Origin of the sequence: Mycobacterium sp. Aquia_213, from assembly GCF_026625985.1 — a bacterium.
Taxonomy (GTDB): Bacteria; Actinomycetota; Actinomycetes; order Mycobacteriales; family Mycobacteriaceae; genus Mycobacterium.
In genome coordinates, this window is the sequence record NZ_CP113116.1 from 550,583 (window position 1) to 574,217 (window position 23,635).

The 23,635-nt window shown below is 66.6% G+C and carries 18 protein-coding genes; 9 read left to right on the plus strand and 9 right to left on the minus strand.

Annotation, left to right across the window (positions count from 1 at the left end; translation table 11 throughout):
* Nucleotides 1-44: 44 nt before the first annotated feature.
* Nucleotides 45-1,139 (minus strand): ferredoxin--NADP reductase, encoded by a 1,095-nt coding sequence (locus tag LMQ14_RS02595; RefSeq protein ID WP_267733291.1) that lies wholly within the window; start codon nt 1,137-1,139, stop codon nt 45-47.
* A 157-nt stretch (nt 1,140-1,296) separates the two neighbouring features.
* Here LMQ14_RS02595 and hsaA point away from each other — a divergent pair, with 157 nt between their 5' ends.
* Genes hsaA through hsaB form a run of 4 tightly spaced genes read left to right on the plus strand, consistent with a single transcriptional unit; the run spans nt 1,297 to nt 4,839 of the window.
* Entirely contained in the window at nt 1,297-2,481 is a 1,185-nt protein-coding gene (hsaA, locus tag LMQ14_RS02600; protein ID WP_267733292.1) for a 3-hydroxy-9,10-secoandrosta-1,3,5(10)-triene-9,17-dione monooxygenase oxygenase subunit, read from the plus strand.
* 3 nt (nt 2,482-2,484) lie between these two features.
* A complete protein-coding gene (gene hsaD / locus LMQ14_RS02605) occupies nt 2,485-3,360 on the plus strand; it encodes a 4,5:9,10-diseco-3-hydroxy-5,9,17-trioxoandrosta-1(10),2-diene-4-oate hydrolase (protein WP_267733293.1) in 876 nt (291 codons plus the stop codon).
* Entirely contained in the window at nt 3,357-4,259 is a 903-nt protein-coding gene (hsaC, locus tag LMQ14_RS02610; protein ID WP_267733294.1) for an iron-dependent extradiol dioxygenase HsaC, read from the plus strand. Before hsaD ends, hsaC begins: the two co-directional genes overlap by 4 nt.
* Nucleotides 4,260-4,272: 13 nt before the next feature.
* Nucleotides 4,273-4,839, plus strand: coding sequence for a 3-hydroxy-9,10-secoandrosta-1,3,5(10)-triene-9,17-dione monooxygenase reductase subunit (gene hsaB, locus LMQ14_RS02615; protein ID WP_267733295.1), 567 nt, complete (start codon nt 4,273-4,275; stop codon nt 4,837-4,839).
* On the opposite strand, the gene LMQ14_RS02620 is transcribed toward hsaB, so the two are convergent.
* From LMQ14_RS02620 to LMQ14_RS02630, 3 genes are all read right to left on the minus strand, one after another.
* Complete coding sequence (locus LMQ14_RS02620) at nt 4,836-5,312, minus strand: hypothetical protein (protein ID WP_267733296.1); 477 nt, start codon at nt 5,310-5,312, stop codon at nt 4,836-4,838. The two genes, hsaB and LMQ14_RS02620, sit on opposite strands and share 4 nt — an antisense overlap.
* Before the next feature lie 415 nt (nt 5,313-5,727).
* Nucleotides 5,728-8,904 (minus strand): serine/threonine-protein kinase, encoded by a 3,177-nt coding sequence (locus tag LMQ14_RS02625; RefSeq protein WP_267735320.1) that lies wholly within the window; start codon nt 8,902-8,904, stop codon nt 5,728-5,730.
* A 121-nt stretch (nt 8,905-9,025) separates the two neighbouring features.
* A complete protein-coding gene (locus LMQ14_RS02630; protein WP_267733297.1) occupies nt 9,026-12,142 on the minus strand; it encodes a serine/threonine-protein kinase in 3,117 nt (1,038 codons plus the stop codon).
* Nucleotides 12,143-12,307: 165 nt separating this feature from the next.
* Between LMQ14_RS02630 and LMQ14_RS02635 the strand changes: the two genes are divergently transcribed.
* Both LMQ14_RS02635 and LMQ14_RS02640 read left to right on the plus strand, forming a co-directional pair.
* The gene (locus LMQ14_RS02635; protein ID WP_267733298.1) at nt 12,308-13,138 is read left to right on the plus strand and encodes an arylamine N-acetyltransferase family protein; all 831 of its coding nucleotides are present in this window, start codon (nt 12,308-12,310) and stop codon (nt 13,136-13,138) included.
* Between the two features lie 203 nt (nt 13,139-13,341).
* Nucleotides 13,342-15,219 (plus strand): fatty acyl-AMP ligase, encoded by a 1,878-nt coding sequence (locus tag LMQ14_RS02640; protein WP_420714599.1) that lies wholly within the window; start codon nt 13,342-13,344, stop codon nt 15,217-15,219.
* On the opposite strand, the gene LMQ14_RS02645 is transcribed toward LMQ14_RS02640, so the two are convergent.
* From LMQ14_RS02645 to fadD3, 5 genes are read right to left on the minus strand one after another with little or no spacing between them, the layout of a single operon-like run.
* Nucleotides 15,209-16,330, minus strand: coding sequence for a pyridoxal phosphate-dependent aminotransferase (locus LMQ14_RS02645; protein WP_420714654.1), 1,122 nt, complete (start codon nt 16,328-16,330; stop codon nt 15,209-15,211). The two genes, LMQ14_RS02640 and LMQ14_RS02645, sit on opposite strands and share 11 nt — an antisense overlap.
* A 44-nt stretch (nt 16,331-16,374) precedes the next feature.
* A complete protein-coding gene (locus LMQ14_RS02650) occupies nt 16,375-17,334 on the minus strand; it encodes an acyl-CoA dehydrogenase family protein (RefSeq protein WP_267733301.1) in 960 nt (319 codons plus the stop codon).
* Nucleotides 17,331-18,284 (minus strand): acyl-CoA dehydrogenase family protein, encoded by a 954-nt coding sequence (locus tag LMQ14_RS02655; RefSeq protein WP_267733302.1) that lies wholly within the window; start codon nt 18,282-18,284, stop codon nt 17,331-17,333. Before LMQ14_RS02655 ends, LMQ14_RS02650 begins: the two co-directional genes overlap by 4 nt.
* Complete coding sequence (locus tag LMQ14_RS02660; protein ID WP_267733303.1) at nt 18,281-19,426, minus strand: acyl-CoA dehydrogenase family protein; 1,146 nt, start codon at nt 19,424-19,426, stop codon at nt 18,281-18,283. Before LMQ14_RS02660 ends, LMQ14_RS02655 begins: the two co-directional genes overlap by 4 nt.
* Nucleotide 19,427: 1 nt before the next feature.
* Complete coding sequence (fadD3, locus tag LMQ14_RS02665) at nt 19,428-20,972, minus strand: 3-((3aS,4S,7aS)-7a-methyl-1,5-dioxo-octahydro-1H-inden-4-yl)propanoate--CoA ligase FadD3 (protein WP_267733304.1); 1,545 nt, start codon at nt 20,970-20,972, stop codon at nt 19,428-19,430.
* A gap of 48 nt (nt 20,973-21,020) precedes the next feature.
* Between fadD3 and ipdE1 the strand changes: the two genes are divergently transcribed.
* From ipdE1 to kstR2, 3 genes are read left to right on the plus strand one after another with little or no spacing between them, the layout of a single operon-like run.
* Nucleotides 21,021-22,169, plus strand: a complete 1,149-nt coding sequence (ipdE1, locus tag LMQ14_RS02670; protein ID WP_267733305.1) for an acyl-CoA dehydrogenase IpdE1 — start codon at nt 21,021-21,023, stop codon at nt 22,167-22,169.
* A complete protein-coding gene (ipdF, locus tag LMQ14_RS02675; RefSeq protein ID WP_267733306.1) occupies nt 22,166-22,954 on the plus strand; it encodes a (5R,7aS)-5-hydroxy-7a-methyl-1-oxo-2,3,5,6,7,7a-hexahydro-1H-indene-carboxyl-CoA reductase in 789 nt (262 codons plus the stop codon). The genes ipdE1 and ipdF overlap by 4 nt, the downstream gene beginning before the upstream one ends.
* A gap of 42 nt (nt 22,955-22,996) precedes the next feature.
* Complete coding sequence (gene kstR2 / locus LMQ14_RS02680) at nt 22,997-23,599, plus strand: TetR family transcriptional regulator KstR2 (protein WP_267733307.1); 603 nt, start codon at nt 22,997-22,999, stop codon at nt 23,597-23,599.
* Nucleotides 23,600-23,635: the final 36 nt, after the last annotated feature.

The following is a 23,635-nucleotide window of genomic DNA, read 5'->3' on the forward strand; positions in this document are numbered from 1 at the left end:
CGTTTCCTTCCGTCGAACCTCGAGGGAGAAACCTAACTCCGCGACTATTCGTCGTAGGTGACTTCTACCGAATCAGATTCCGGGTGAGATTGACAGGCCAAAATTAGCCCCGCGTCGAGGTCTTGCTGCTCGAGCACGTCGTTGATCTCCATGTTGACTTTGCCGCTGCGTAGCGTGCAGGCACATGCCCCGCAGTGACCTTCCCGGCAGGAGAACGGCGCATCGAGGCCTTTCGCGAGCAGGACGTCGAGCAGTTTGGCGCTGCGCGGCCACGACACGGTGTGGGTTTCACCATCGAGTTCCACCACCGCGGTGGCCGGCGGCTGGTCGCCCTCCTTGGTGTCCTCGATCGTGACCGCGGCGAACGGATCGGAATCCAGCGACTTGAACACCTCGATATGCACCTGTGGCGCAGGCACTTCCAGCGTCTCCAGCGCCTGGCGAGCCGCGTCCATGAACGGGCCGGGCCCGCAGATGAAGGCGTGCCGATCGGTGAACGGCGCGGCCAGCTTCGCCAGCGCGGCCGCGCTCGGCAGCCCCTGTACCGATTCCAGCCAGTGCAGCACCGTGAGCCGCTCGGGATACTTGGCGGCCAGCTCGCGCAGCGCATCGGCGAAGATCACCGAGTTTTCGTCGCGGTTGGCGTAGACCAGCGTCACCTGCCCGCTGCCTTCGGAGAGCGCCGACTTGCAGATCGACATGATCGGGGTGATCCCGCTGCCCGCGGCCAGCAACAGGAAGTCCTGGTCGAGTGTCTTGGGCACGAAGTTGCCCGACGGCGCCAGCACGTGGATCCGCATGCCCTGCTGCGCGTTGTCGCAGAGCCAGTTGGACGCGTACCCGTCGGCGGTTCGCTTGATCGTGACGGCCAGCGCGTCGTCGGTGAACGGCGAGCTGCACAGCGAGTAGCAGCGTGCCACCGAACCGGTACGGTCGCTGGGCACCCGCAGCGTCAAGAACTGGCCCGGCGCGTAGCGCAGCCGCTCCGGCGGGATCTCGGGATCGCCCGACGCGTCCGGCGCCACGAACACCAGCGAGCGCGCATCGTCGGTCTCGGCGACGACCTCGGCAATCTGCAATTCGAGGACGTGATCGCCGAGCGGCTCGTCGGATGCTTGGTCCAGATCAGCTTCCGTCAAGACCCGCCCTCCCTTTCGTGACAACTAGAACATGTTACAGAAAACCCGATTTATATCGCTACCAGGCGCAGGAATACCCTGCTCGACACAAATCAGAACATGTTCTAGTCTGCTGTGTAAGTCCGCTGAGTAAGTCTGGCCCAGGAGGCAAAGCTAAGTGACGTCCATTCAACAGCGTGATGCGCAGTCGGTGTTGGCTGGGATCGACGATCTGCTCCCGAAGATCCGGGAGCGCGCCCAGGCGACAGAAGACCTGCGTCGGCTGCCCGATGAGACCGTTGCCGAGCTCGACGAGGTCGGCTTCTTCACGCTGCTGCAGCCCGAGCAGTGGGGTGGTCTGCAATGCGACCCCACGCTGTTCTACGAGGCGGTGCGGCGCATCGCCAGCGCGTGTGGTTCCACCGGCTGGGTGAGCTCGATCATCGGCGTGCACAACTGGCACCTGGCGCTGTTCGACCAGCAGGCCCAGGAGGAGGTCTGGGGTGAGGACCCCAAGACCCGCGTGTCGTCGTCCTACGCCCCGATGGGCGCGGGCGTGGTGACCGACGGGGGCTATCTGGTCAACGGATCGTGGAACTGGTCGTCCGGCTGCGATCACGCCACCTGGGCGTTCCTCGGCGGACCCGTCATCAAGGACGGTCGCCCTGTCGACTTCGGCAGCTTCCTGATCCCGCGCAGCGAGTACCGCATCGACGATGTGTGGCATGTCGTCGGCCTGCGCGGCACGGGCAGCAACACCGTCGTCGTCAAGGACGTCTTCGTGCCGCGGCACCGGTTCCTGTCCTACAAGGCGATGAACGACGGCACCGCGGGCGGATATGAGAACAACACCGCGGCGGTCTACAAGATGCCTTGGGGCACAATGCATCCCACCACCATTTCGGCTCCGATCGTCGGGATGGCCTACGGCGCGTACGACGCACACGTCGAGCACCAGGGCAAGCGGGTGCGGGCCGCGTTCGCCGGCGAGAAGGCCAAGGACGACCCGTTCGCCAAGGTCCGCATCGCCGAGGCGGCCAGCGACATCGACGCCGCGTGGCGCCAGCTGAGCGGAAACGTCGCCGACGAATTCGCGCTGCTCTCGGCCGGCAAGGAGATCCCGTTCGACCTGCGCACCCGCGCCCGCCGCGACCAGGTGCGCGCCACCGGGCGTGCGATCGCTTCCATCGACCGGCTGTTCGAGGCATCCGGTGCCACGGCTCTGGGTAATGACCAACCGGTGCAACGGTTCTGGCGCGACGCGCATGCGGGCCGGGTACACGCGGCCAACGATCCCGAGCGGGCTTACCAGATCTTCGGGAACAACGAGTTCGGGTTGCCGCCCGGCGACACCATGGTCTAGGCCGTGACGGCTACCGAGGAATTGACGTTCGAGTCCACCTCGCGCTTCGTCGAGGTGGACGTGGATGGGCCGCTGAAGCTGCACTACCACGAGGCGGGCGTCGGCAACGACCAGACAATCGTGCTGTTGCACGGCGGCGGTCCCGGCGCGGCGAGTTGGACGAACTTCTCGCGCAATATCCCGGTGCTCGCTGAGCAATTTCACGTGCTGGCCGTCGATCAGCCCGGGTACGGCCACTCCGACAAGCGCGCCGAGCACGGGCAGTTCAACCACTACGCGGCGCGGGCGCTCAACGGTCTCTTCGACCAACTGGGCCTGGGACGTGTTCCGCTGGTTGGCAATTCGCTGGGCGGTGGCACCGCGGTGCGGTTCGCGCTCGACTATCCGGACCGGGCCGGGCGCCTGGTGCTGATGGGCCCCGGCGGGGTGAGCGTGAACCTGTTCGCGCCCGACCCGACCGAGGGCGTCAAACGGTTGGGCAAGTTCTCCGCCGAGCCCACCCGCGAGAATCTCGAGGCGTTTCTGCGGGTGATGGTCTACGACCAGAAACTGATCACCCCCGAATTGGTCGAGCAGCGCTTCGCGTTGGCCAGCACGCCGGAGTCGCTGACGGCGACCCGTGCGATGGGAATGTCTTTCGCTGGAGCGGATTTCGAGCTCGGCATGATGTGGCGCGAGGTGCACCGGCTGCGCCAGCCGGTGCTGCTGATCTGGGGCCGCGAGGACCGGGTCAACCCGCTCGACGGAGCACTGGTCGCGCTGAAGACCATCCCGCGTGCACAGCTGCACGTTTTCGGGCAGTGTGGGCACTGGGCACAGGTGGAGAAGTTCGACGAGTTCAACAAGCTCACCATCGATTTCCTGGGAGGCGCGCGATGAGCATTCGCTCTCTGGGCTATCTGCGCATTGAGGCCACCGACATGGCGGCCTGGCGTGATTACGGTTTGAAAGTCCTCGGCATGATCGAGGGCAAGGGTGCCACCGAGGGTGCCCTGTATCTGCGGATGGACGATTTCCCGGCCCGGCTGGTGATCGTCCCCGGCGAGCACGACCGGCTCATCGAAGCCGGCTGGGAATGCGCGAACGCCGCTGGCCTGCAAGAGATCCGGAACCGGCTCGACGTCGAGGGCACGCCGTACAAGGAGGCCACCGCCGCCGAGTTGGCCGATCGCCGAGTGGACGAGATGATCCGGTTCTCGGACCCGTCGGGTAACTGCCTGGAGGTCTTCCACGGCGCCGCCCTCGAGCATCGCCGCGTGGTCAGCCCGTATGGGCACAAGTTCGTCACCGAGGAACAGGGCCTGGGACACGTGGTCTTGACCACCCGTGACGACGAAGAGACGCTGCACTTCTACCGGGATGTGCTGGGCTTCAAGCTGCGGGACTCGATGCGGCTGCCGCCGCAGGTGGTCGGCCGGCCCGCGGACGGACCGCCCGCGTGGCTGCGATTCCTGGGCTGCAACCCGCGTCATCACAGCCTGGCCTTCATGCCCGGACAGACCCCCAGCGGCATCGTGCACCTGATGGTCGAGGTGGGAGAGGCCGACGACGTCGGCCTGTGCCTGGACCGCGCGCTGCGCAAGAAGGTGCCGATGTCGGCGACGCTGGGCCGCCACGTCAACGACCTGATGCTGTCCTTCTACATGAAGACCCCCAGCGGATTCGATATCGAATTCGGTTGTGAGGGAAGACAAGTCGAAGACGATGGTTGGGTCGCCCGGGAGAGCACCGCGATCAGCCTGTGGGGTCACGACTTCAGCGTCGGCTTCAAGGGCTGATTCGGGGCCGACCATGACTGCCGCGCCGATCGACCCGCGCACGTTTCGCAGCGTGCTCGGTCAGTTCTGCACCGGGATCACCATCATCACCACGGTGCACGACGACGTTGCGATCGGCTTCGCCTGCCAGTCGTTCGCGGCGCTGTCGCTGGATCCGCCGCTGGTGCTGTTCTGCCCGACCAAGGTGTCGCGTTCGTGGCAGGCCATCGAGGCCAGCGGCCGGTTCTGCGTCAACATGCTGACCGAGAGCCAAAAACACGTCTCGGCCCGATTCGGATCCAAGGAACCCGACAAGTTCGCCGGGATCGACTGGCACGCATCAGAACTCGGCTCGCCGATCATCGACGGCTCGCTTGCCCACATCGACTGCACGGTGGCATCCGTGCACGACGGCGGCGATCACTTCGTGGTTTTCGGTGCGGTGCAGTCGCTTTCGGAGGCGCCCAAGATCAAGCCGCGTCCGTTGTTGTTCTACCGCGGCGAATACACCGGGATCGAACCGGACAAGACGACGCCGGCTCAGTGGCGCGACGACCTGGAAGCGTTCCTGACCACCACGACCCAGGACACCTGGCTCTAGCGGTTAGGCGTCCCGCGGTAGGTCTCCCGCCCGACGGGTTCGGCGTCCGTCGCCGCATCCAACGACTCCGAAGACCAGGCCTCGTCGCGGTCCCGTGCGGGCTCTGCGGCCTCGCGGTCCTTCTTGTTGCCGGTCTTCGGGTCGATGCGGTCGGCGTGGTCCCAGCGCTCTTGGAGCTGCTCGCGCGATGCCGCGGCCTCACTTTGATGCTGGGCCGCATGCTCGGCCAACCTGGCCGCTTCGGCCGCCTTGACCTCGGCCTCGGCTTGTGCGGCACGGGCTTTGGCGGCTGTTTCCTGGGCCAGTGCTTCGCGGCGTTCGAGCTTGGCCGACTCCAACCTGGCGTGCTCGCGAATCTGTTCGGCCTGCCGATGGCGGCGACGCCGGGTTGCGCTGACCGCCACGATCACGGCGGCGATCAGTAAAAGTGCTGCTACTACGGCAATCACAATCAATAGCGTGTTGTGTGTCATCAGGGGCTCCGTTATCTGTGTGTTGGCCTGGCTGCAGCCCGTCCCCACCCGGGTCCCCGTATTCGACACATATAAAACAAGGCGTGGTGGTGCCCCGAAATTGCTGTCGTTTTAACGCGCCGAATACAACGGCATCGAATCGGACAATGACGCATCCGCGCCAATGTTTGGCAGCGCCGCATTTGGGCAACAGATTCGCCATGCGCGCACTGGCCGCATGGGTATTGGTGGATGTCCGTCAAGCCCGCAGCTCGGTGATGGGTTCCCGGTGGCCCGTTGAGGGGGCGGGCCACCGGGCCGATCCGGTTGTACGGATCCCCATATTAGACATATATCAAACAAGCGCCTGATGCGCCGCTCCAGGCCGTGATTTCCCCGGCTTAGTACTGGTAGGTGGTCTGGGAGAAGTCGGTCCCTACATGAAGTCCAGGGCCTCGACGGTCGCGATCGGGCCCTCATGCGTCGGCCGGTTGGCGCCACCGATGACGTAGACCGTGTTGCCCACCGTGGCCACCACCTCGGCGTGCCGCGGCGTGGGCATCGGCGGCAACGTACTCCACTTCCCCTCGGCGATGTCGTACATCTCGACGACGTTGAGCACCCGGGTCGGCTCTTCGCCACCGACCGCCAGAATCCGGCCGTCGATGTACGTCGCGCCATAGCTGCCCCGCGGTGTCGGCATGCCCACCAACTTGGTCCATTGCCCGGATTGCGGGTCGAACCGCTCTAGCGCCGCGGAGTTCTTGTCCGAGGACAGGAAGCGTCCGCCGATCGTGTACACGTAGGTGCCGTCGGAGACCGCCGCGAGGTGTTCGCGCGGGGTGGGCATGTCGGCGGCGTCCTTCCACGAGCTGCCGTCGAAGACCTCGGTCTGGGGGACGAGTTGCTTGGCGTTCTGCCCGCCGACGGCGACGAGTTTGTCACCCGCCACCGCCGCGGCCGGCGCCGCGCGGGCGTGCGTCAAGGGCGGCAACTCCACCCAGTTGCCGCCGCGCAGGGCGAAGACCTTGTTGGATCCGTCGGCGATGTTGTCGCTCGCGCCGCCGAGCACGACCACCTCGCCGCGGAAGGTCGCCGCCGCCGCGTGGTGCAGCGGGATGGGCAGCGGCGGCCCGGTTTCCCAGGCTCCCGTCTTGGGGTCGAAACTCTCGGTCGTCTGCAGGGCGACGCCGTTGCGCAGCCCGCCCATGATCCAGATCTTGCCGTTGAGCACCGTCCACGCCATCATCAACCGGGCCGTCGGCGCGTCCGGCAGTGAGCGCCATTGCGCGGCCGGCTGAATCTTGCGGGCCGGCAGTTTCAGCACTTCCGCCGTCGACGTCGGCTGGCTATCGCCGATGGCGCTCGACCCGCCGATCGCGTAGACGGACTTCTCGACCGCCGCGACCGCCATGCCGTGCCGCGGGGTCGACATGTCGGGCAGACCGGACCACGTTTTGCTCATCAGGTCGAACACCGAAACGCTCTTGAGAACCTGCCCACCGGACACCCCTCCGACGGCTACCAGCCGGCCGTCGGTGATGGCGACGCCAAGATCGCTGCGTGCCTGGGGAAGCGGGGGCAACGTTGTCCAGGTCTTCGCGACGGGGTCATACGCCTCGACGTTGACCTGGTCGGAATCCCCGGTGGTGCCGCCCACGGTGTAGACGAGCTTTCCGTCCGAAGCCGCCGCCAGCTGTTGGCGCGGGGTCGGGATCGGAGCGCCGAGGCTCCAGGAATTGCCGTCGAAGACCTCGGTGGTGTTCAGCAGCGCGCCGCTGGCGTCGACACCGCCGGTGACGACGAGGTGGTCGCCCACGACCGCCGCCGCCGCTCCCGCGCGCGGCTGCAGCAGGCGGGGCATCTCCACCCAGTGACTGTTGACGACTCGCCAAACCTGATCGTTCGCAACAGGTTTGCCGCCGACGGTCTTGAAGCCGCCGAGCACCACAGGGTTTCCCTGCCAGTTGACCGCCATCGCGTCCTGCACGGCAACGGGTAGATCGTCGCCGCCTTTCCAGCTGTCGATGACGGGGTCATAGCCCTCTTGTAGTGCCGTGACGCCGCCGTCGCTGCGAATCCCGCCGAAGACCCAGATGGTTCCGTCGACCTGTGTCGTCGCCGTCTCAACGCGCGACACCCGATCGTTCGTGATCGGCTTCCAGACCACCGGCGCGGCGGTGGTCGGCTGGCCCGCGACGGGCTTGGAATTGTTGTCGGGGGTCATCCCGAAGTAGAGGCCGCCGACCACCAACAGCACGACCAAAATCGCCGCACCGGCGACCAGGCCTACGCGATTGCGCTTCTTGCCGGGCTCGGCGAACCACTCGCGCACCTTGACCAGGAACGGCTTGCGCCAGGAAGGTGGCACCGAACCGGACGACGCCGACTGGCCGGGACCGCCCGGCGGGCTCATTCCGGAGCCGCCGCTCGCCGGCGCCGAAGCGCCAACCTGCGCTTGGGTTTCCGCGTTGATTCCGCCGCGCAAGATATTCGCCGCTGCAGCCAACTCGGTCGGATCGGCAGGCTGGGGCCGCGGGGATGGTGACGCACCCCCGACGACGTCACTTAGCTGCCGGGTGGGGCCCGGGTCCACGGCCGGGGGTGGTGATTTCGGAACCGTCGACGTCGTGCCGTCCGGTGCGGGCGCGATCGCTGGGCTGGCAGCGACCGAAGTCCCCGCGGCGACGTTCGGCTGCTTGGTCCCCGTGCTCCCCGCTTCGGTGATCGCCATCGAATCGGGTCGTAAACCGTTGAGCTTCTGGGCGGATTGCAATTCGCGGCCGAACTCCGCGGCGGACAGCGGCCGTTCCGCCGGATCAATCGCCATCGCATGCTCGATGGCCACGCACACCGCGTCCGGGATGCCTTCCGGACGCATGTCCGGGACCCGTGTCGTACTGATGCGCAGGTACTGCGCGACGAGGTCCTCATCGTTCTTGCGTTCGTGCGCCGCGCCGCCGGCGATCAGTGCGTAGATCGTGGCGCCCAGGGAGTACACGTCGGAAGCGACCGTCGCCGGCTTACCGGTCATCACCTCCGGCGCGGTGTAGTCGATTGTGCCGGAGAAGAATCCGGTCGCGGTTTCGTAGCCGCCCTCGATGTGGGCGATCCCGAAGTCACTCAGCAGCGGTTCGCCGTAATCGCTGACAAGTACGTTGGCGGGCTTGATGTCGCGGTGCAAGGTGCCGCTTCGGTGTGCGGTTTCCAGTGCCCCGCAAAGCTTTACGGCGATCCGCAGCGCCTCGGGCCAGGCGGTCGGCCCTTCCCGGCGCAACCGGACGGCCAGGGAATCGGCGGACATGTACGGCATCACGATGTAGGGCCGTCCGCTCTCGGTCACCCCGACCCGCAGGATGTTGACGATGTTGGGATGCCCCGAGAGCCCACCCATCGCATAGCCTTCACGCAGAAAGCGTTCCCGGCTCTCCTCGTCGATATGCGACGGCAGCACTTTGATCGCGACGTTGCGCCCGAGCGCCGTCTCGTAGGCGCAATAGATCACTCCGGCGCCACCCCTGGCGACTTGGCGTGCGTCCTCGAATCCGGCGTCGGACAATTCCGCGATGAGGCCGCTGGGTGGCGACGCGTCTGTGGGGGACCCCTCACCCATATTCTTGGCGCTCAACTTCCCCGCGATTGTCGAATTCGCGAGCTCAAGAGTATCGCTAGGTAGCTGCCCGGGGACACTATTCGGGCATGATCAATCGGCAGCGGGGTCCGGAACCGCCCCGCTAGCTGAAATCGAGCGCCTCGACCGTTGCTACCGGGCCCTCGTGCGTCGGGCGGTTGGCGCCGCCGATGACATAGACGGTGTTGCCGACCGTGGCAACCACCTCGGCGTGACGCGGGGTCGGCATCGGTGGCAGCGTGGTCCATTTCCCGGCGCTGATGTCGTACATCTCGCCCACATTCAGCACCGTCGACGGCTCTTCGCCACCGAGTGCGACGATCCGGCCGTCGATGTAGGTGGCACCGTAGCTGCCGCGCGGTGTCGGCATGCCCACCAATTTGGCCCACGTTCCCGACCCGAGGTCGAACCGTTCAACCGCCGCGGAGTTCTGGTCGGCGGACAGCAGCCTGCCGCCGAGTGCGTAGACGTAGGTACCGTCCGACACCGCGGCCAGGTGTTCGCGCGGGGTCGGCAGGTCGGCGGCGTCGTTCCACGAAGTGCCGTCGAAGATCTCGGTTTGCGCGACGAGCTCCTTGCCGTTCTGCCCGCCGACGACCACCAGTTTGTCTCCGACCACCGCCGCGGCCGGTGCCGCCCGGGCATGCCGCAGCGGCGGTAGTTCCACCCAGTTGCCGCCGCGCAGAGCGAATACCTTGTTGGACCCGTTGGCGATGTTGTCGGTTGTGCCGCCGAGTACGACGACTTCGCCGCGGTACGCCGCCGCGGCCGCGTGGTGCAGTGGGATCGGCAACGCGGGCCCGGGCTCCCAGATTCCGGTGCGCGGCTCGTAGCTTTCAACCGTTTGCAGCGCAACGCCGTTGCGCAGGCCGCCGAGGATCCAGACCTTGTTGTTGAGTACGGCCGACGCCATCATCAGCCGGGCGGTCGGCGCGTCCGGCAGTGAACGCCAGGGCGGCGCCGGCTGGGTCTTGCGGGCCGGCAGTTTGAGCGTCTCGGCGGAGGTGATGGCTTGCTGATCCCCGATAGCCGTCGATCCACCGACCGCATACACCGACCGCTGCACCGCGGCGACCGCCAGGCCGTGTCGTGCGGTGGCCATATCCGGTAGACCAGACCAGGTTTTGGTCATCAGATCGAAGGTGGACACGCTCTGCAGGACCTGGCCCGACGACACGCCTCCAAGGGCCACCAGGCGTCCATCCGCAACGGTCGCGCCGAGGTCGCTGCGAGCTTTTGGCAACGCGGGCAACGCAATCCACGTTTTCGCGGCGGGGTCATACGCCTCGACGGCGGCCAGGTCGGCCCCGTTCGTGCCGCCGACCGCGTACACCAGCCTTCCGTCCGAGGCCGCGGCCAGCAGCTGTCGCGGGGTCGGCAGTGGCGCGCCGAGCGTCCACGCGTTGCCGTCGAACACTTCGGTGGTGTTGAGCAGGGCGCCGTTCGCGTCGACACCGCCCGTGACGACGATTCGGTCGCCCGCCACCGTTGCAGCGGCCGCCGCCCTGGGCTGCAGCAGATGCGGCAACTCCACCCAGTGACCGTTGACTACCCGCCAAACCTGATCTGTCGCAACGTTTTTACCTTCTGCGGTCATCCAGCCGCCGAGCACCACCGGGTTGCCCTGCCAGGTCACCGCCATCGCGTGCGAAACCGCCACCGGCAGATCGTCGCTGCGTTTCCATTCGTCGATGGCCGGGTCGTAGCCCTCGTCGCGCGCGGTGACGGTGCCGTCGCTTCGAATACCGCCGAAAACCCAGATGGTGCCGTCGACTTGGGTCGTCGCCGCGGCATAACGCGCCACCCGCGCATCCGAGATCGGCGTCCACTGAACAGCCTGCGCGGGGTGCGTCGCGGTCGTACTCGCAGTGGTCGGGTGGTTGTCCCCGCCGGACGGCAGCGTCACATAGACGATCCCGGCGACCAACACCGCGACCGCGGCCGCGGCTCCGGCGACCAAGCCGATGCGGCCGCGCTTGCGTCCCGGCTCTGCGAACCACCCGGCCGCTCGTGCCCGCAGCGGTGGCTTTCCGCCAGGCGGTCCGGCGGGGCCGGATAAGGGCTCCTTCGGAGTAGCAACATCATCTGCCGGGTGCGCAATTTCCGGCTGTACTTCGGCGTCGTAGACGGCACGCAATACGGGGGCCGCCTCCGAAAACTCGCGCTGAATAACGGATTCCGACGCACCGGTGAGCGGCTTCGCGGATTCCCGCACCAGGGTGGCCGGAGCCGTCGACGTTGCCTGCGCACTGCCGTCGCCGGATGTGGCTTCCAGTTGGGAGATCTCGGCGGCCGCCTGCCGTACCGAGTGACGACCGGAGTCGGTGATTGCCATCGAATCTGCCGGCAAGCCGTTGCTGCGCTGCGCGGCTTGGAACTCGCGGCCCAATTCTGCCGCGGACCCGGGCCGTTCCGCGGGGTCCACCGCCATCGCGCTTTCGATTGCCGCGCACACCGCGTCGGGGATCCCGGTGGCACGTAAATCGGGGAACGCCGTGGTGCTGATGCGCAGATACTGCGCGACGAGATCTTCGCTTGTCATTCGCTCGTACGGGGCGGCTCCGGCGATCAGGGTGTAAATCGTGGCGCCGAGTGAATAGATGTCGGAGACCACCGTTGCCGGATTGCCGGCCAACGACTCCGGCGGTGTGTAGTCGATTGTGCCGGAGAAGAATCCGCTCGTCGTTTCATAACCGCCCTGGATATGTGCGATCCCGAAGTCGGCCAATTGTGGTTCGCCGTAATCGTCGACGAGTACGTTGGCGGGCTTGATGTCGCGGTGCAAGATGCCGGTCTTGTGCGCGGTTTCCAGTGCCCCACTCAGCTTCACGCCGATGCGCACGGCTTCCGGCCAGGGGATGCGACCCTCGCGGCGCAGCCGCACCGCCAGGGAATCCTCGGCGCAGTAAGGCATCACGATGTAGGGCCGGCCGGTCGACGTGATGCCGACCCGCAAGATGTTGAGGATGTTCGGGTGCCCCGAGAGCCCGCCCATCGCGTAGCCCTCACGCAGAAAACGTTCCCGGCTTTCGTCGTCGAAATTCGCCGGCATCACCTTGATTGCGACCTTTCGGCCCAACGCCGTCTCATGACAGCGATAGACCACCCCGGCACCGCCTTTGCCGACCTGGCGAGCGTTGTCGAATCCGGCGGCGGCCAGCTCCTCGGTGATTCCCCCCACTGCCGACGCCGGGTCATCGGTCTTGGGTGCATCAGCCACAGCGGCCAACCTCCTGCGTGAGTGCGACTCGCGGGCTCAAGCGTAACTAAACTCCGACCCTCCGCGCGCAGTCAGCGGAACTGTCTCGGCGAGATATGAATTCGATCCAAACACCTTCTGACACCTTGGGTTTCCTGTTGGTTAACCCTGAGCCAGAATGGACCCATGACACTGGATCTGACCGCGTACTTCGACCGCATCAACTATCGCGGTGCCGTCGAACCGACCCTCGAGGTGCTGCAAGGTCTGATGACCGCTCATACCCAGACCATTCCGTTCGAGAACCTCGATCCGGTGATGGGCGTACCGGTCGATGACCTGGGTCCCGACGCCCTGACCGACAAGCTGGTGCACCGGCGCCGGGGTGGCTTCTGCTACGAGCACAACGGGCTGATGGGTTACGTGCTGGCCGAAGTCGGCTTTCGGGTGCGCCGATTGACCGGGCGGGTGGTCTGGATGCGGCCGTCCGACGCACCGGTGCCGGCGCAGACCCACACCGTGTTGGCGGTGACGTTCCCCGGGTCGCGGGGGTCATATCTGGTCGACGTCGGCTTCGGCGGCCAGACCCTGACGTCTCCCATTCGCTTCGAAATCGGCAACGCCCAGCAGACCACACATGAGCCCTACCGGCTCGAGGACCGCGGCGACGGACTGGTGCTACAGACCCAGGTGCGCGGTGAATGGCAATCGCTGTACGAATTCACCACCCGGACCCGGCCGCAGATCGATCTGACGATGGGGAGCTGGTACGTCTCGACATACCCCGGCTCGCACTTCGTGACCGGCCTGATGGCTGCCCTGGTCAGCGACGACACCAGGATGAACCTGTCCGGTCGCAACCTGGCCATCCACCGTGCGAGCGGGACCGAAAAGATCGTTCTCGACGACGCGGGGGCGGTTGTCGATGCTCTGAATGAGCGGTTCGGCATCAATATCGACGACCTCGGCGGGCGCGGCCCGCTCGAGGCGCGGATCGCCGATATTTTCGTCAATTGAGCGACGAAATCGGCGCGCGCGCCGGTTTGCAAGGAAAATTTGCGGGCGGTCGCGGCGATCGAAAAACATCTGCTCAAAATGGTCGTTCGGCAAATGATGGCGTATCGTCCAGGCGGTGCCACCAGCCCGCGAGCAGTGACAAATGCGCCGATAGTGGCCTGATCGTGATCTCTGCCATAGCGAACCGGTGCGGCGATTAGCACATGCGCCGATTAATCTGTCCTACCGTGAGTCGGGATCTTTGTTTGGAGGATGTTGTGCCCACCTTGGGCGATGCGGACCCGTACGCTTCCCAGGTGGGCTCAATCGTCGTGCCCGAGGGCGTGACGTTGACGTCGTATTTTGACCGCAACCGAGCCGAGCACGGTGACAGTCCGGCATACCGCTTCCTCGACTACTCGCACGAACCGGATGGCCGGCCGGTGGTGCTCAGCTGGAACGAGCTGTGGGCCCGGGTCTGCGCGATCGGCGCCCGCCTGCAGCAGGTCACCAAGCCGGGGGATCGGGTGGCGATCCTCGCGCCGCAGGGTCTGGACTATGTGGCGGGTTTCTTCGGCAGCGTCTATGCGGGCAATATCGCCGTGCCGCTGTTCGCGCCGACCATGTCGGGGCACGCCGAGCGATTGGCCGCGGTGCTCGACGACGCCCGGCCCGCCGCGGTGTTGACCACGACCGCCGTTGCCGAGTCCGTTCGCACGTTTATCCGGACACTGGCGCCCAAAGAGCGACCCCGCATGATCGCGGTGGACGCGCTGCCGGAAACGCTCGGTTCGATGTTCACCGGCGCGGCCCTGGACACCGACGACATCGCCTACCTGCAGTACACCTCGGGCTCGACGCGGTCACCGGCCGGCGTGGAGATCACCCATCGGTCCGTCTACACGAACGCGATGCAGATGGTCATGACCGGAGGGCTGGACGTCGACGTCCGAACGGTGAGCTGGCTGCCCCTGTATCACGACATGGGGTTGATGATGATCATGTTCACGGCGTTCTTCGGGGCGCAGGTGACGCTGATGGATCCCATGGCGTTTCTTCGCCGGCCCTACCGCTGGATCAAGCAACTGGGCATCGAGTCGACTTATGGCCGCACCTTCGCGGCGGCGCCGAACTTCGCGTTCGAGCTGACGGCCGAGCGTGGACTACCCCCGGCAGGCGAGACACTAGACCTCAGCAATGTTGTCTGCGTCCTCAACGGGTCCGAGCCCGTCACCATGCCGGCGATCGAGAAGTTCACCAACGCGTTTGCTCCCTACGGTCTGCCCGCGAACGCGGTCAAGCCGTCCTACGGGATGGCGGAAGCGACGCTGTCGGTGGCCAGCATCTCTCAGGAGGCCACGGCGAGCGCCATCTTCCTGGACCGGGAACAGCTCGGTGCCGGCCGCGCGGTGCTCGTCGCACCCGAGGATCCCGGTGCGGTCGCCCAGGTGTCATGCGGGCAGCCGATTCCCGACCAGTGGGCGGTGATTGCCGACCCGGACGGCGCCGAGGTGCCCGACGGCACCGTGGGCGAAGTATGGTTGCAGGGCAACAACATCGGCCGCGGATATTTCGGACGCGCCGACGAGACTCGGCGCGTGTTCGGCAACAAGCTGCAGTCCCGGCTCGACCACGGCAGCCATGCCGAGGGCGCCGCCGACAACGGCTGCTGGCTGGCGACCGGTGATCTCGGCGTCTACCTGGACGGCGAGCTGTATCTGACCGGCCGGATCAAGGACTTGATCATCATCGACGGCCGCAACCACTATCCGTTCGACATCGAGACCACGGTCAGCGAAGCTTCGCCCGCCATCCGCACCGGCTATGTCGCCGCCTTCTCGGTCCCCGCCGACGTGCTCGGATCAACCGACGGTGGTTCCGGCGAGCAGCTGGTGATCGTGGCCGAGCGGGCCGCGGGCGCGGGACGTACCGATCTGGGTTCGATCGCCGACATCGTGCGGGCGGCCATTTCGCGCAACCACCAGGTCCGCATCGCCGACGTCCGCCTCGTGGCTGCCGGCACCATTCCCCGCACCACGAGCGGCAAGCTCGCCCGCAGTGCTGCCCGGGCCGAGTACCTTGCGGGCAAGTTCAACCGCTGACTGACAGCCACGGCCCCATTCGGTGCAGAGCTTCTTCGATGTCGCTCGTCGGTCCGGCGAACGACAGCCGGACGAACCTGTTGCCCCGTGTGGTGTCGAAGTCGATACCGGGAGCGATCGCAACACCGGTGTCGGCCAACAGTTTTGAACAGAACGCCAGCGAGTCGTCGGTGAAATCCGAGACGTCGGCGTAGACGTAGAACGCACCGTCGGTCGGTGCCAGCCGGTCGATGCCGATTGCGCGCAGCCCGTCCAGCAGCAGTGAGCGGTTGACGGTGTAGTGGCTCAGGTTGCCTTCGGCTTCCGCGGTTGCCTCTCGCGTGAACGCGGCCACCGCGGCGATCTGCGGCAGCACCGGCGGGCAGATGGTGAAGTTGCCGGTCAAGCAGTCCACCGCGCGGCGCAGCTCGGGCGGCACCAGCAACCAGCCCAGCCGCCAGCCGGTCATCGCGTAATACTTGGAAAAGCTGTTGACCACCACGGCATTTCGCGAAGTCTGCCAGGCGCTGCTGGTCTGTGGAGCTCCTTCGTAGACCAGTCCGTGGTAGACCTCATCGCTGATCAGCCGCACGCCGGAGGCATCACACCACGACGCGATCGCCGCCAACTCTTCGGGCGGTATGACGGTTCCGGTGGGATTGGCCGGGCTGGCGACGATGACGCCGCGCACCGGCGGGTCGAGTTCGGCGAGCATCTGCGCGGTGGGCTGGAATCGGGTTTCCGGACCGCACGGGATCTCCACCACCTCACATCCCAACGCCGACAGGATGTTCCGATAGCACGGGTAGCCGGGGCTGGCCAGCGCCACCCGATCCCCGACGTCAAAGCACGCCAGAAAAGCCAGCAGGAATCCGCCCGAGGAACCCGTGGTGACTACCACCGCGTCGGATTCGACGGAGATACCGTGCAGGCGTTGGTAATTCGCGGCGATCGCGGCGCGCAGCTCGGGAATGCCCAGCGCCACGGTGTAGCCCAGCTGGTTGGCTTGCACGGCGGCCGCGGCCGCCGCCCGGATCGGTTCCGGAGCACCCACGCTGGGCTGTCCGGCCGAGAGGTTGACCAGGTCGCCGTGACTGCGCTGACGCTCCGCGGCCGCCAGCCAGACATCCATCACATGGAATGGGGGGATGCCGGCGCGCAGTGCGACGGAGGCCTTCACGACGTCTCGAGCACCTCGGATTCCAGTTGGCGCAGCACTTCTCGCGGCGAGGCGAGCAGCTGGGCGCTGCCATGCGCGCGTTTGAAATACAAGTGCATGTCGTGTTCCCAGGTGATCGCGATGCCACCGTGCAGCTGGATGCCTTCGCCCGTCACAGTACACAGCGCCTCACTGGCGGCCAGCCGAGCCGTTGCGGCGTTGGTGGGCGTGGGGTCGTTGCATGCGTCGGTCACCACGGCCGTGGCCGCGGCGATCGCGACGTACAGATCGGCCATCCGATGTTTGAGTGCCTGGAAGCTACCGATCGGCCTACCGAATTGCACTCGGCTCTTGGCATATTCGACCGTCAGTTCCAGGCATCGTTCAGCGGCGCCGATCTGCTCGGCCGCCAGCAGGATGGCCGCGGTGTCGGCCAGGCCCGGGTCGGGGCCCAGCGCTGTGATTTCAGAGGTGTCTTGAGGTTGGACTCGGGCCAGTCGCCGGGTGGGGTCCATCGGGGTCACGGGCTGTGCGCTGAAGCGGGTCCACCTGCTCAGTTCGCCACCGGCCGCGGCGACGACGACGTCGGCGATGTCGCCGTTGACGACGTAGTCCGCGTCGAGCACCAGCGCTCCGATGGCGCTGCCCGCGGCCAGGGCTTCCAGCGTTTCGGCGTCGGGCTCGGGTGCGGCCAGTAACGCGAGCTCCGCCAGCGTGGTACCGAGCAGTGGTGAGGGCACCAGCGCACGGCCGAGCTCCTGCAGAACCGTTGCGGCATCGGCTAATTCACCGCCGGCCCCGCCCAGCTCCTCGGGGATCACCAGCGCGGCGGCGCCGACCTGTTCGCACAGTAGCTGCCACAGTGACTCGTCGTAGCCGCGCTCTGATTCGATCGCGGTGCGTACGGCCGCGGGGTTGGCGTGTTTGGTGACCAGCGCAGCGACGGTTTCGCGCAGCAGCTCCCGTTCTTCGGTCATAGTGCCTCCAACACTCGTGCCCGGTGCACCTCCGGCGTGCCCCAGGCCGACCGCAGGGCCTGCACCCGTAGCAGCCACAGTGACAGGTCGTGTTCCTGAGTGAAGCCGATTGCGCCATGGGTCTGCAACGCCGAGCGGGCGGCCAGCAGAGCGGCGTCGGACGCCGCCGCTTTGGCCGCGCTCACGTCACGCGCGGCGGCGCTAGCGTCATCGGCCAGCGCCAGCGCGGCGCCGTACACCAGCGGGCGAGCCAGTTCGATCGCGATGTGCACGTCGGCCAGCTTGTGTTTGATCGCCTGATAGGAGCCGATCACCCGGCCGAACTGCGCGCGCTGCTTGGCGTATTCGACGGTGTCGTTCAGCAGCGCCGCCGCGGCGCCGACCAGTTGCGCCGCGGTGGCCAGGGCGCCGAATTCGTAGGCGCGCTTGATATCCGCCTGCCAGGTCGCACCGCTTGCCGTCACGTCATACAGGCGCCGACTAGGGTCGACGGAGCGGTGGCACTGTCCCGCGGCTGCCTCGCTGACGCCGCCGTCGGCGGCCAGCAGCACCAGTCCGGCGGCTTCGGCGTCCACCGCCCGCGGGATGTGCGGCGGCAGCGCGACCGTGGCGATCAGTTCACCGGAGGACAGCTCGGCGCTGCGCTCGTCGCCGGCGAGCAAAATCGGTGCGACGGCGATGGATTCGGCGACCGGGCCGGGCACACACCACCGTCCGAGGCGTTCGAGCGCGACCACCAGGTCGACCGGGTGGGCGTCGAGGCCGTCGTATTTCTCCGGCACGGTCAGTGCGGTGACGCCGAGGTTGGCGAGCTGCTCCCACACCTTGCGGCCGGGCGCGATATCGCCGTCGGACCAAGCGCGCAGCGCTCCGGGCAGGTCCGCCGCACTCAGGGCCGCATCGATGCTGGCCGCGAAGTCGCGCTGCTGTTCGTCGAGCGCAAATTTCACTTCTTGCCTCCGGACTTTTCGCGCGGCAGGCCCAGCAGCCGCTCGGAGATGATATTGCGCTGAATCTCGTTGGTACCGGCATAGATTGGGCCGCCCAGCGCGAACAGCAAGCCATCGGTCCACGGCCCGGCAAGCTCGCCGTCGGCGCCCCGGATATCCAGTGCGGTCTGATGGATCGCCACGTCGAGGTCGGACCAGAACACCTTGGTCACCGACGATTCGGCACCCAGCTCGCCGCCGGCGGCCAGTCGGGTCACCGTGCCGAACGTCTGCAGCCGGTAGGCCTGCGCGTTGATCCAGGCGTCGGCGACCCGGTCGGCGAATTCGGTGGGCGAGCCGGTGTCCTTCCACAGTTGCACCAGCCGTTCGGCGGCCGCCAGGAAGCGGGCCGGGCTGCGCAGTGACATCCCGCGCTCGTTGCTCGACGTGCTCATGGCGGCGCGCCAGCCGTCGTTGGGGGTACCGATGACGTCCTCGTCCGGCACGAAGACGTCGTCGAGAAAGATCTCACCGAAGCCGGTGTCCCCGCCCAGCTGCACGATGGGTCGCACGGTGACGCCCTTGGCTTTGAGGTCGAACATGAAATACGTCAGCCCGTTGTGCCGCTCCGCTGAGGGGTCGGAGCGGAACAGTCCGAAGCCCATCTCCGCGAACGGCGCCCGCGAGCTCCAGATCTTCTGCCCGTTCAACAGCCAGCCGCCGTCGGTCTTGGTCGCGGTCGACCGCAACGACGCCAGGTCGCTGCCGGACTCCGGCTCCGACCAGGCCTGCGCCCAGATCTGTTCACCGCTGGCCATTTTCGGCAGGATCCGGTCCAGTTGCTCGTCGGTACCGTGCGAAAACAGCGTCGGTGCCAGCATCGAGATGCCGTTGGCGCTGGCCCGGCCCGGGGCGCCGGCGCGGAAGTATTCCTCCTCGTAGACCACCCAGTGCAGCAGCGGTGCGTCACGGCCGCCGTATTTCTTCGGCCAGTTGATCACCGACAGGCCGGCATCGAACAGCACCTTGTCCCAATGACGGTGCTGAGCAAAGCCTTCCGCGTTGTCATAGGACTGCGTCGGGATCGACTCGGCGTTGGCCGAGAGGAAGTCGCGCACTTCGGCCGCAAACGCCAGCGTTTCGTCGTCTAGTTCCAGATCCAATTCAGGCCAACTCTCGCAGTTGTGGTTTGACCACCTTGCCGCCCGCATTGCGCGGCAACGCGTCGACGAACCGCACCGACCGTGGTGCCTTGAAGTTCGCCAAATGTTCTCGGGTATAAGCGATTACCGACTCTTCGTCGAGGTTCGCACCGGGCCGGGTCACCAGGAACGCGCGGCCGACCTCGCCCAGGCGCTCGTCGGGAACCCCGATCACCGCGGCGTCGGCCACGCCGTCGAGCCGGGCGAGCACCTGTTCGATCTCGGCAGGGTAGACGTTGAATCCGCCGCAGATGTACATGTCCTTGAGCCGGTCGGTGATGCGCAGGTTGCCGTCCTTGTCGAGGACGCCGATGTCGCCGGTGTGTAGCCAGCCGTCGGCGTCGATGGCCGCAGCGGTGGCCTCCGGGTCGTCGAGGTAGCCCAGCATCACATTCGGCCCGCGCAACAGCACCTCGCCGGATTCACCGGAAGCAGCGCCGTCGATGCGCAATTCGAAGCCGGCGAACGGGCGCCCGCAGGTGGTCGCGACGGTCACGGCGTCGTCGTCGGCACGACAACTGGTGCCCATGCCGTTGGCCTCGGTCAGCCCGTAGGCAGTCAGCACGATGTCGATGTCGAGCTCGGCTTGCATGCGCTCCACCAGCACAACCGGGACGGTGGCGGCGCCGGTGACGGCGAACCGCAGCGAGCTCAGGTCGTAGTCGCCACGCGCCGGGTGATCGAGCAGGGCCTGGTAAATCGTTGGCGGCCCGGGCAATACGGTGATGCGGTGCTGCTCAATCGCCTGCAGCGCGCGCAGCGGATCGAACGTCAGGTGCGGGATCAGCGTCGCACCGGTTTGCAGGCAGGCCAGAATGCCGGCCTTGTATCCGAAGTTGTGGAAGAACGGGTTGATGCACAGGTAGCGGTCGTCGCTGGTGATCTTGCCGTTGGCGGCCCACGACGCCGAGGCCGACAGCGATTGCCGGTGCGCGCACAACACGCCTTTGCTGCGGCCGGTGGTCCCGGACGTGAACAGGATGTCGCTGACATCGTCGGGGACGACGGCGGCGGCACGGGCGATCACCGCGTCGGTGTCCGTGCCGCGCTCGATGAATTCGTCCCAGGTTCCGGCCCCAGTCTCTGCGGCGTCGATCGGTATCCGGACGACGTGCCGCAGCGCGGGCAGTGCGGCGCGGTCCAGATCGGCAAGGCGATCGTTGCCGAGGAACTGACCCATGCCGAACAGCACCGGCGCATCGGTGCGCGCCAGAATGTCGCTGGCCTCCGAGGCGGTGTAGCGGGTGTTCAGCGGCACCATCGCGGCGCCCGCGTGGTGAATCCCCAGACAGGCGATCACCCAATGCCAGGTGTTGGGCGACCACACGGCCACCCGGTCGCCGTGCTCGACGCCGAGTGCGATCAGCGCTGCGGCCGCGCGGATTACCTCGTCGCGCAGTTCGGTGGCGGTGAAGGACCGGTCGTCGGTGATCAACGCGGTCTGGTCGGGGAATTGGTCGACGAAACGATCCAACGCCGCGGGCACAGTGCGCGGATCGTTGGTCATCGGGATACTCCTAACAAAGCAAGTGCTTGGTAGGTTAGCCTACAGGGCATGCAGGACGTCGAAGAGTTCCGGGCGGAGGTCCGCCAGTGGCTCGCCGACAATCTGGTCGGCGAATTCGCAGCGCTCAAGGGTCTTGGCGGTCCCGGGCGTGAACACGAGGCATTCGAAGAACGTCGGGCATGGAATCAGCATCTCGCCGCGGCGGGACTTACCTGTCTGGGGTGGCCGGTCGAGCATGGCGGCCGGGGGCTGTCGACCGCGCATCGGGTGGCGTTCTACGAGGAATATGCCAAGGCCGATGCCCCGGACAAGGTCAACCACTTCGGCGAGGAGCTGCTCGGCCCGACACTGATCGCGTTCGGGACACCCGAGCAACAGCAGCGATTCCTGCCCCGCATCCTCGACGTCACCGAGCTGTGGTGCCAGGGGTATTCGGAGCCGGGTGCCGGCAGCGACCTGGCCAACGTGGCGACCACCGCCGAACTCGACGGCGACGAGTGGGTGATCAACGGTCAGAAGGTGTGGACGTCGTTGGCGCACTGGGCGCAGTGGTGCTTTGTGGTGGCCCGCACCGAGAAGGGCTCCAAACGGCACGCCGGGCTGTCGTACCTGCTGGTGCCGCTGGAGCAGCCGGGGGTGGAAATCCGCCCGATCATCCAGCTGACCGGCGACTCGGAGTTCAACGAGGTCTTCTTCGACGACGCCCGCACCGAGGCCGGCCTGGTGGTCGGCGAGCCGGGCGACGGCTGGCGGGTCGCGATGGGGACGCTGACGTTCGAGCGCGGCGTCTCCACCCTGGGGCAGCAGATCCGTTACGCCCGTGAGCTTTCCAATCTGGCCGAGGTCGCGCAGCGCAACGGTGCCGCCGACGATCCGTTCATCCGGGAACGGCTGACCCGGGCCTGGACCGGCCTGCGGGCCATGCGCAGCTACGCGCTGGCCACGATGGACGTCGAGCAGCCCGGTCAGGACAACGTGTCGAAGTTGTTGTGGGCCAACTGGCATCGCGATCTGGGCGAGTTGGCGATGGACGTCATCGGCAAGCCCGGCTTGACCCTGGCCGCCGGCGAATTCGACGAGTGGCAGCGGCTGTTCCTGTTCAGCCGCTCCGACACCATCTACGGCGGATCCAACGAGATCCAGCGCAACATCATCGCCGAGCGGGTACTCGGCTTACCCCGGGAGGTTAAGGGATGAGTTTGGCCGAAGCGCCGAAAGAGATTGCCGGACACGGACTCTTGACCGGCAAGGTGGTTGTGGTGACCGCGGCCGCGGGCACCGGCATCGGCTCGGCGACCGCGCGCCGGGCCCTGGCCGAGGGTGCCGACGTGCTGATCTCCGACCACCACGAGCGACGGCTGGGCGAGGCCGCCGAGGAGCTGTCCGCGCTGGGTCAGGGGCGCGTCGAGCACGTGGTGTGCGACGTGACGTCGACGGCGCAGGTCGACGCGTTGATCTCCTCGGCCACCGCGCGGCTGGGACGGATCGACGTGCTGGTCAACAATGCCGGGTTGGGCGGACAGACGCCGGTGGTCGACATGACCGACGAAGAGTGGGACCGCGTCCTGAACGTGACGCTGACGTCGGTACTGCGGGCCACCCGCAGTGCGCTGCGGTACTTCCGCGACGCGCAACACGGCGGAGTGATCGTCAACAACGCCAGCGTGCTGGGCTGGCGGGCGCAACACTCGCAGTCGCACTATGCCGCCGCCAAGGCCGGCGTGATGGCGCTAACCCGTTGCAGCGCAATCGAAGCCGCCGAATACGGCGTCCGGATCAATGCGGTCTCCCCGAGCATCGCCCGACACAAGTTCCTGGAGAAGACGTCGTCGTCCGAGCTGCTGGACCGGCTTTCGGAAGGCGAGGCGTTCGGGCGGGCCGCCGAGCCGTGGGAAGTCGCGGCCACCATCGCGTTCCTAGCCAGCGATTACTCGAGCTACCTCACCGGCGAGGTCATCTCGGTGTCCAGCCAGCACCCGTGATCCCAACTGGCCAAGCAAGCGCTTGGTTGATACCCTGACTGGGTGGACCGAGTGACCGGTCAGGCGAACAGCCGACGAGACGAGCTCTTAGAGCTCGCCGCGACGATGTTTGCCGAGCGGGGTCTGCGCGCCACCACCGTGCGCGACATCGCCGACGGCGCCGGCATTTTGTCCGGCAGCCTGTATCACCATTTCTCCTCCAAGGAGGAGATGGTCGACGAGTTGCTGCGTGACTTCCTGGACTGGCTGTTCGCCCGCTACCGCGAGATCGTGGACAGCGAAACCAATCCGCTGGAGCGGCTCAAGGGGCTGTTCATGGCCTCGTTCGAGGCGATCGAGCATCGGCACGCGCAGGTCGTCATCTACCAGGACGAAGCCCAACGGCTGCTGGCGCAGCCCCGCTTCGCCTACATCGAGGACATGAACCGGCAGCAACGCAAGATGTGGGTCGAGTTGCTGCATCAGGGCGTCGACGCGGGGTGCTTCCGGCCCGACCTGGACGTCGACCTGGTCTACCGATTTATCCGTGACACCACCTGGGTGTCGGTGCGCTGGTATCAACCCGGCGGACCGCTCACCGCAGAGCAGGTGGGCCAGCAATATCTCGCCATCGTGCTTGGCGGGATCACCAAAGAAGGAGTCTGAAGATGGCTCGTGTCGGCGACGATGCAGAACGAAGTG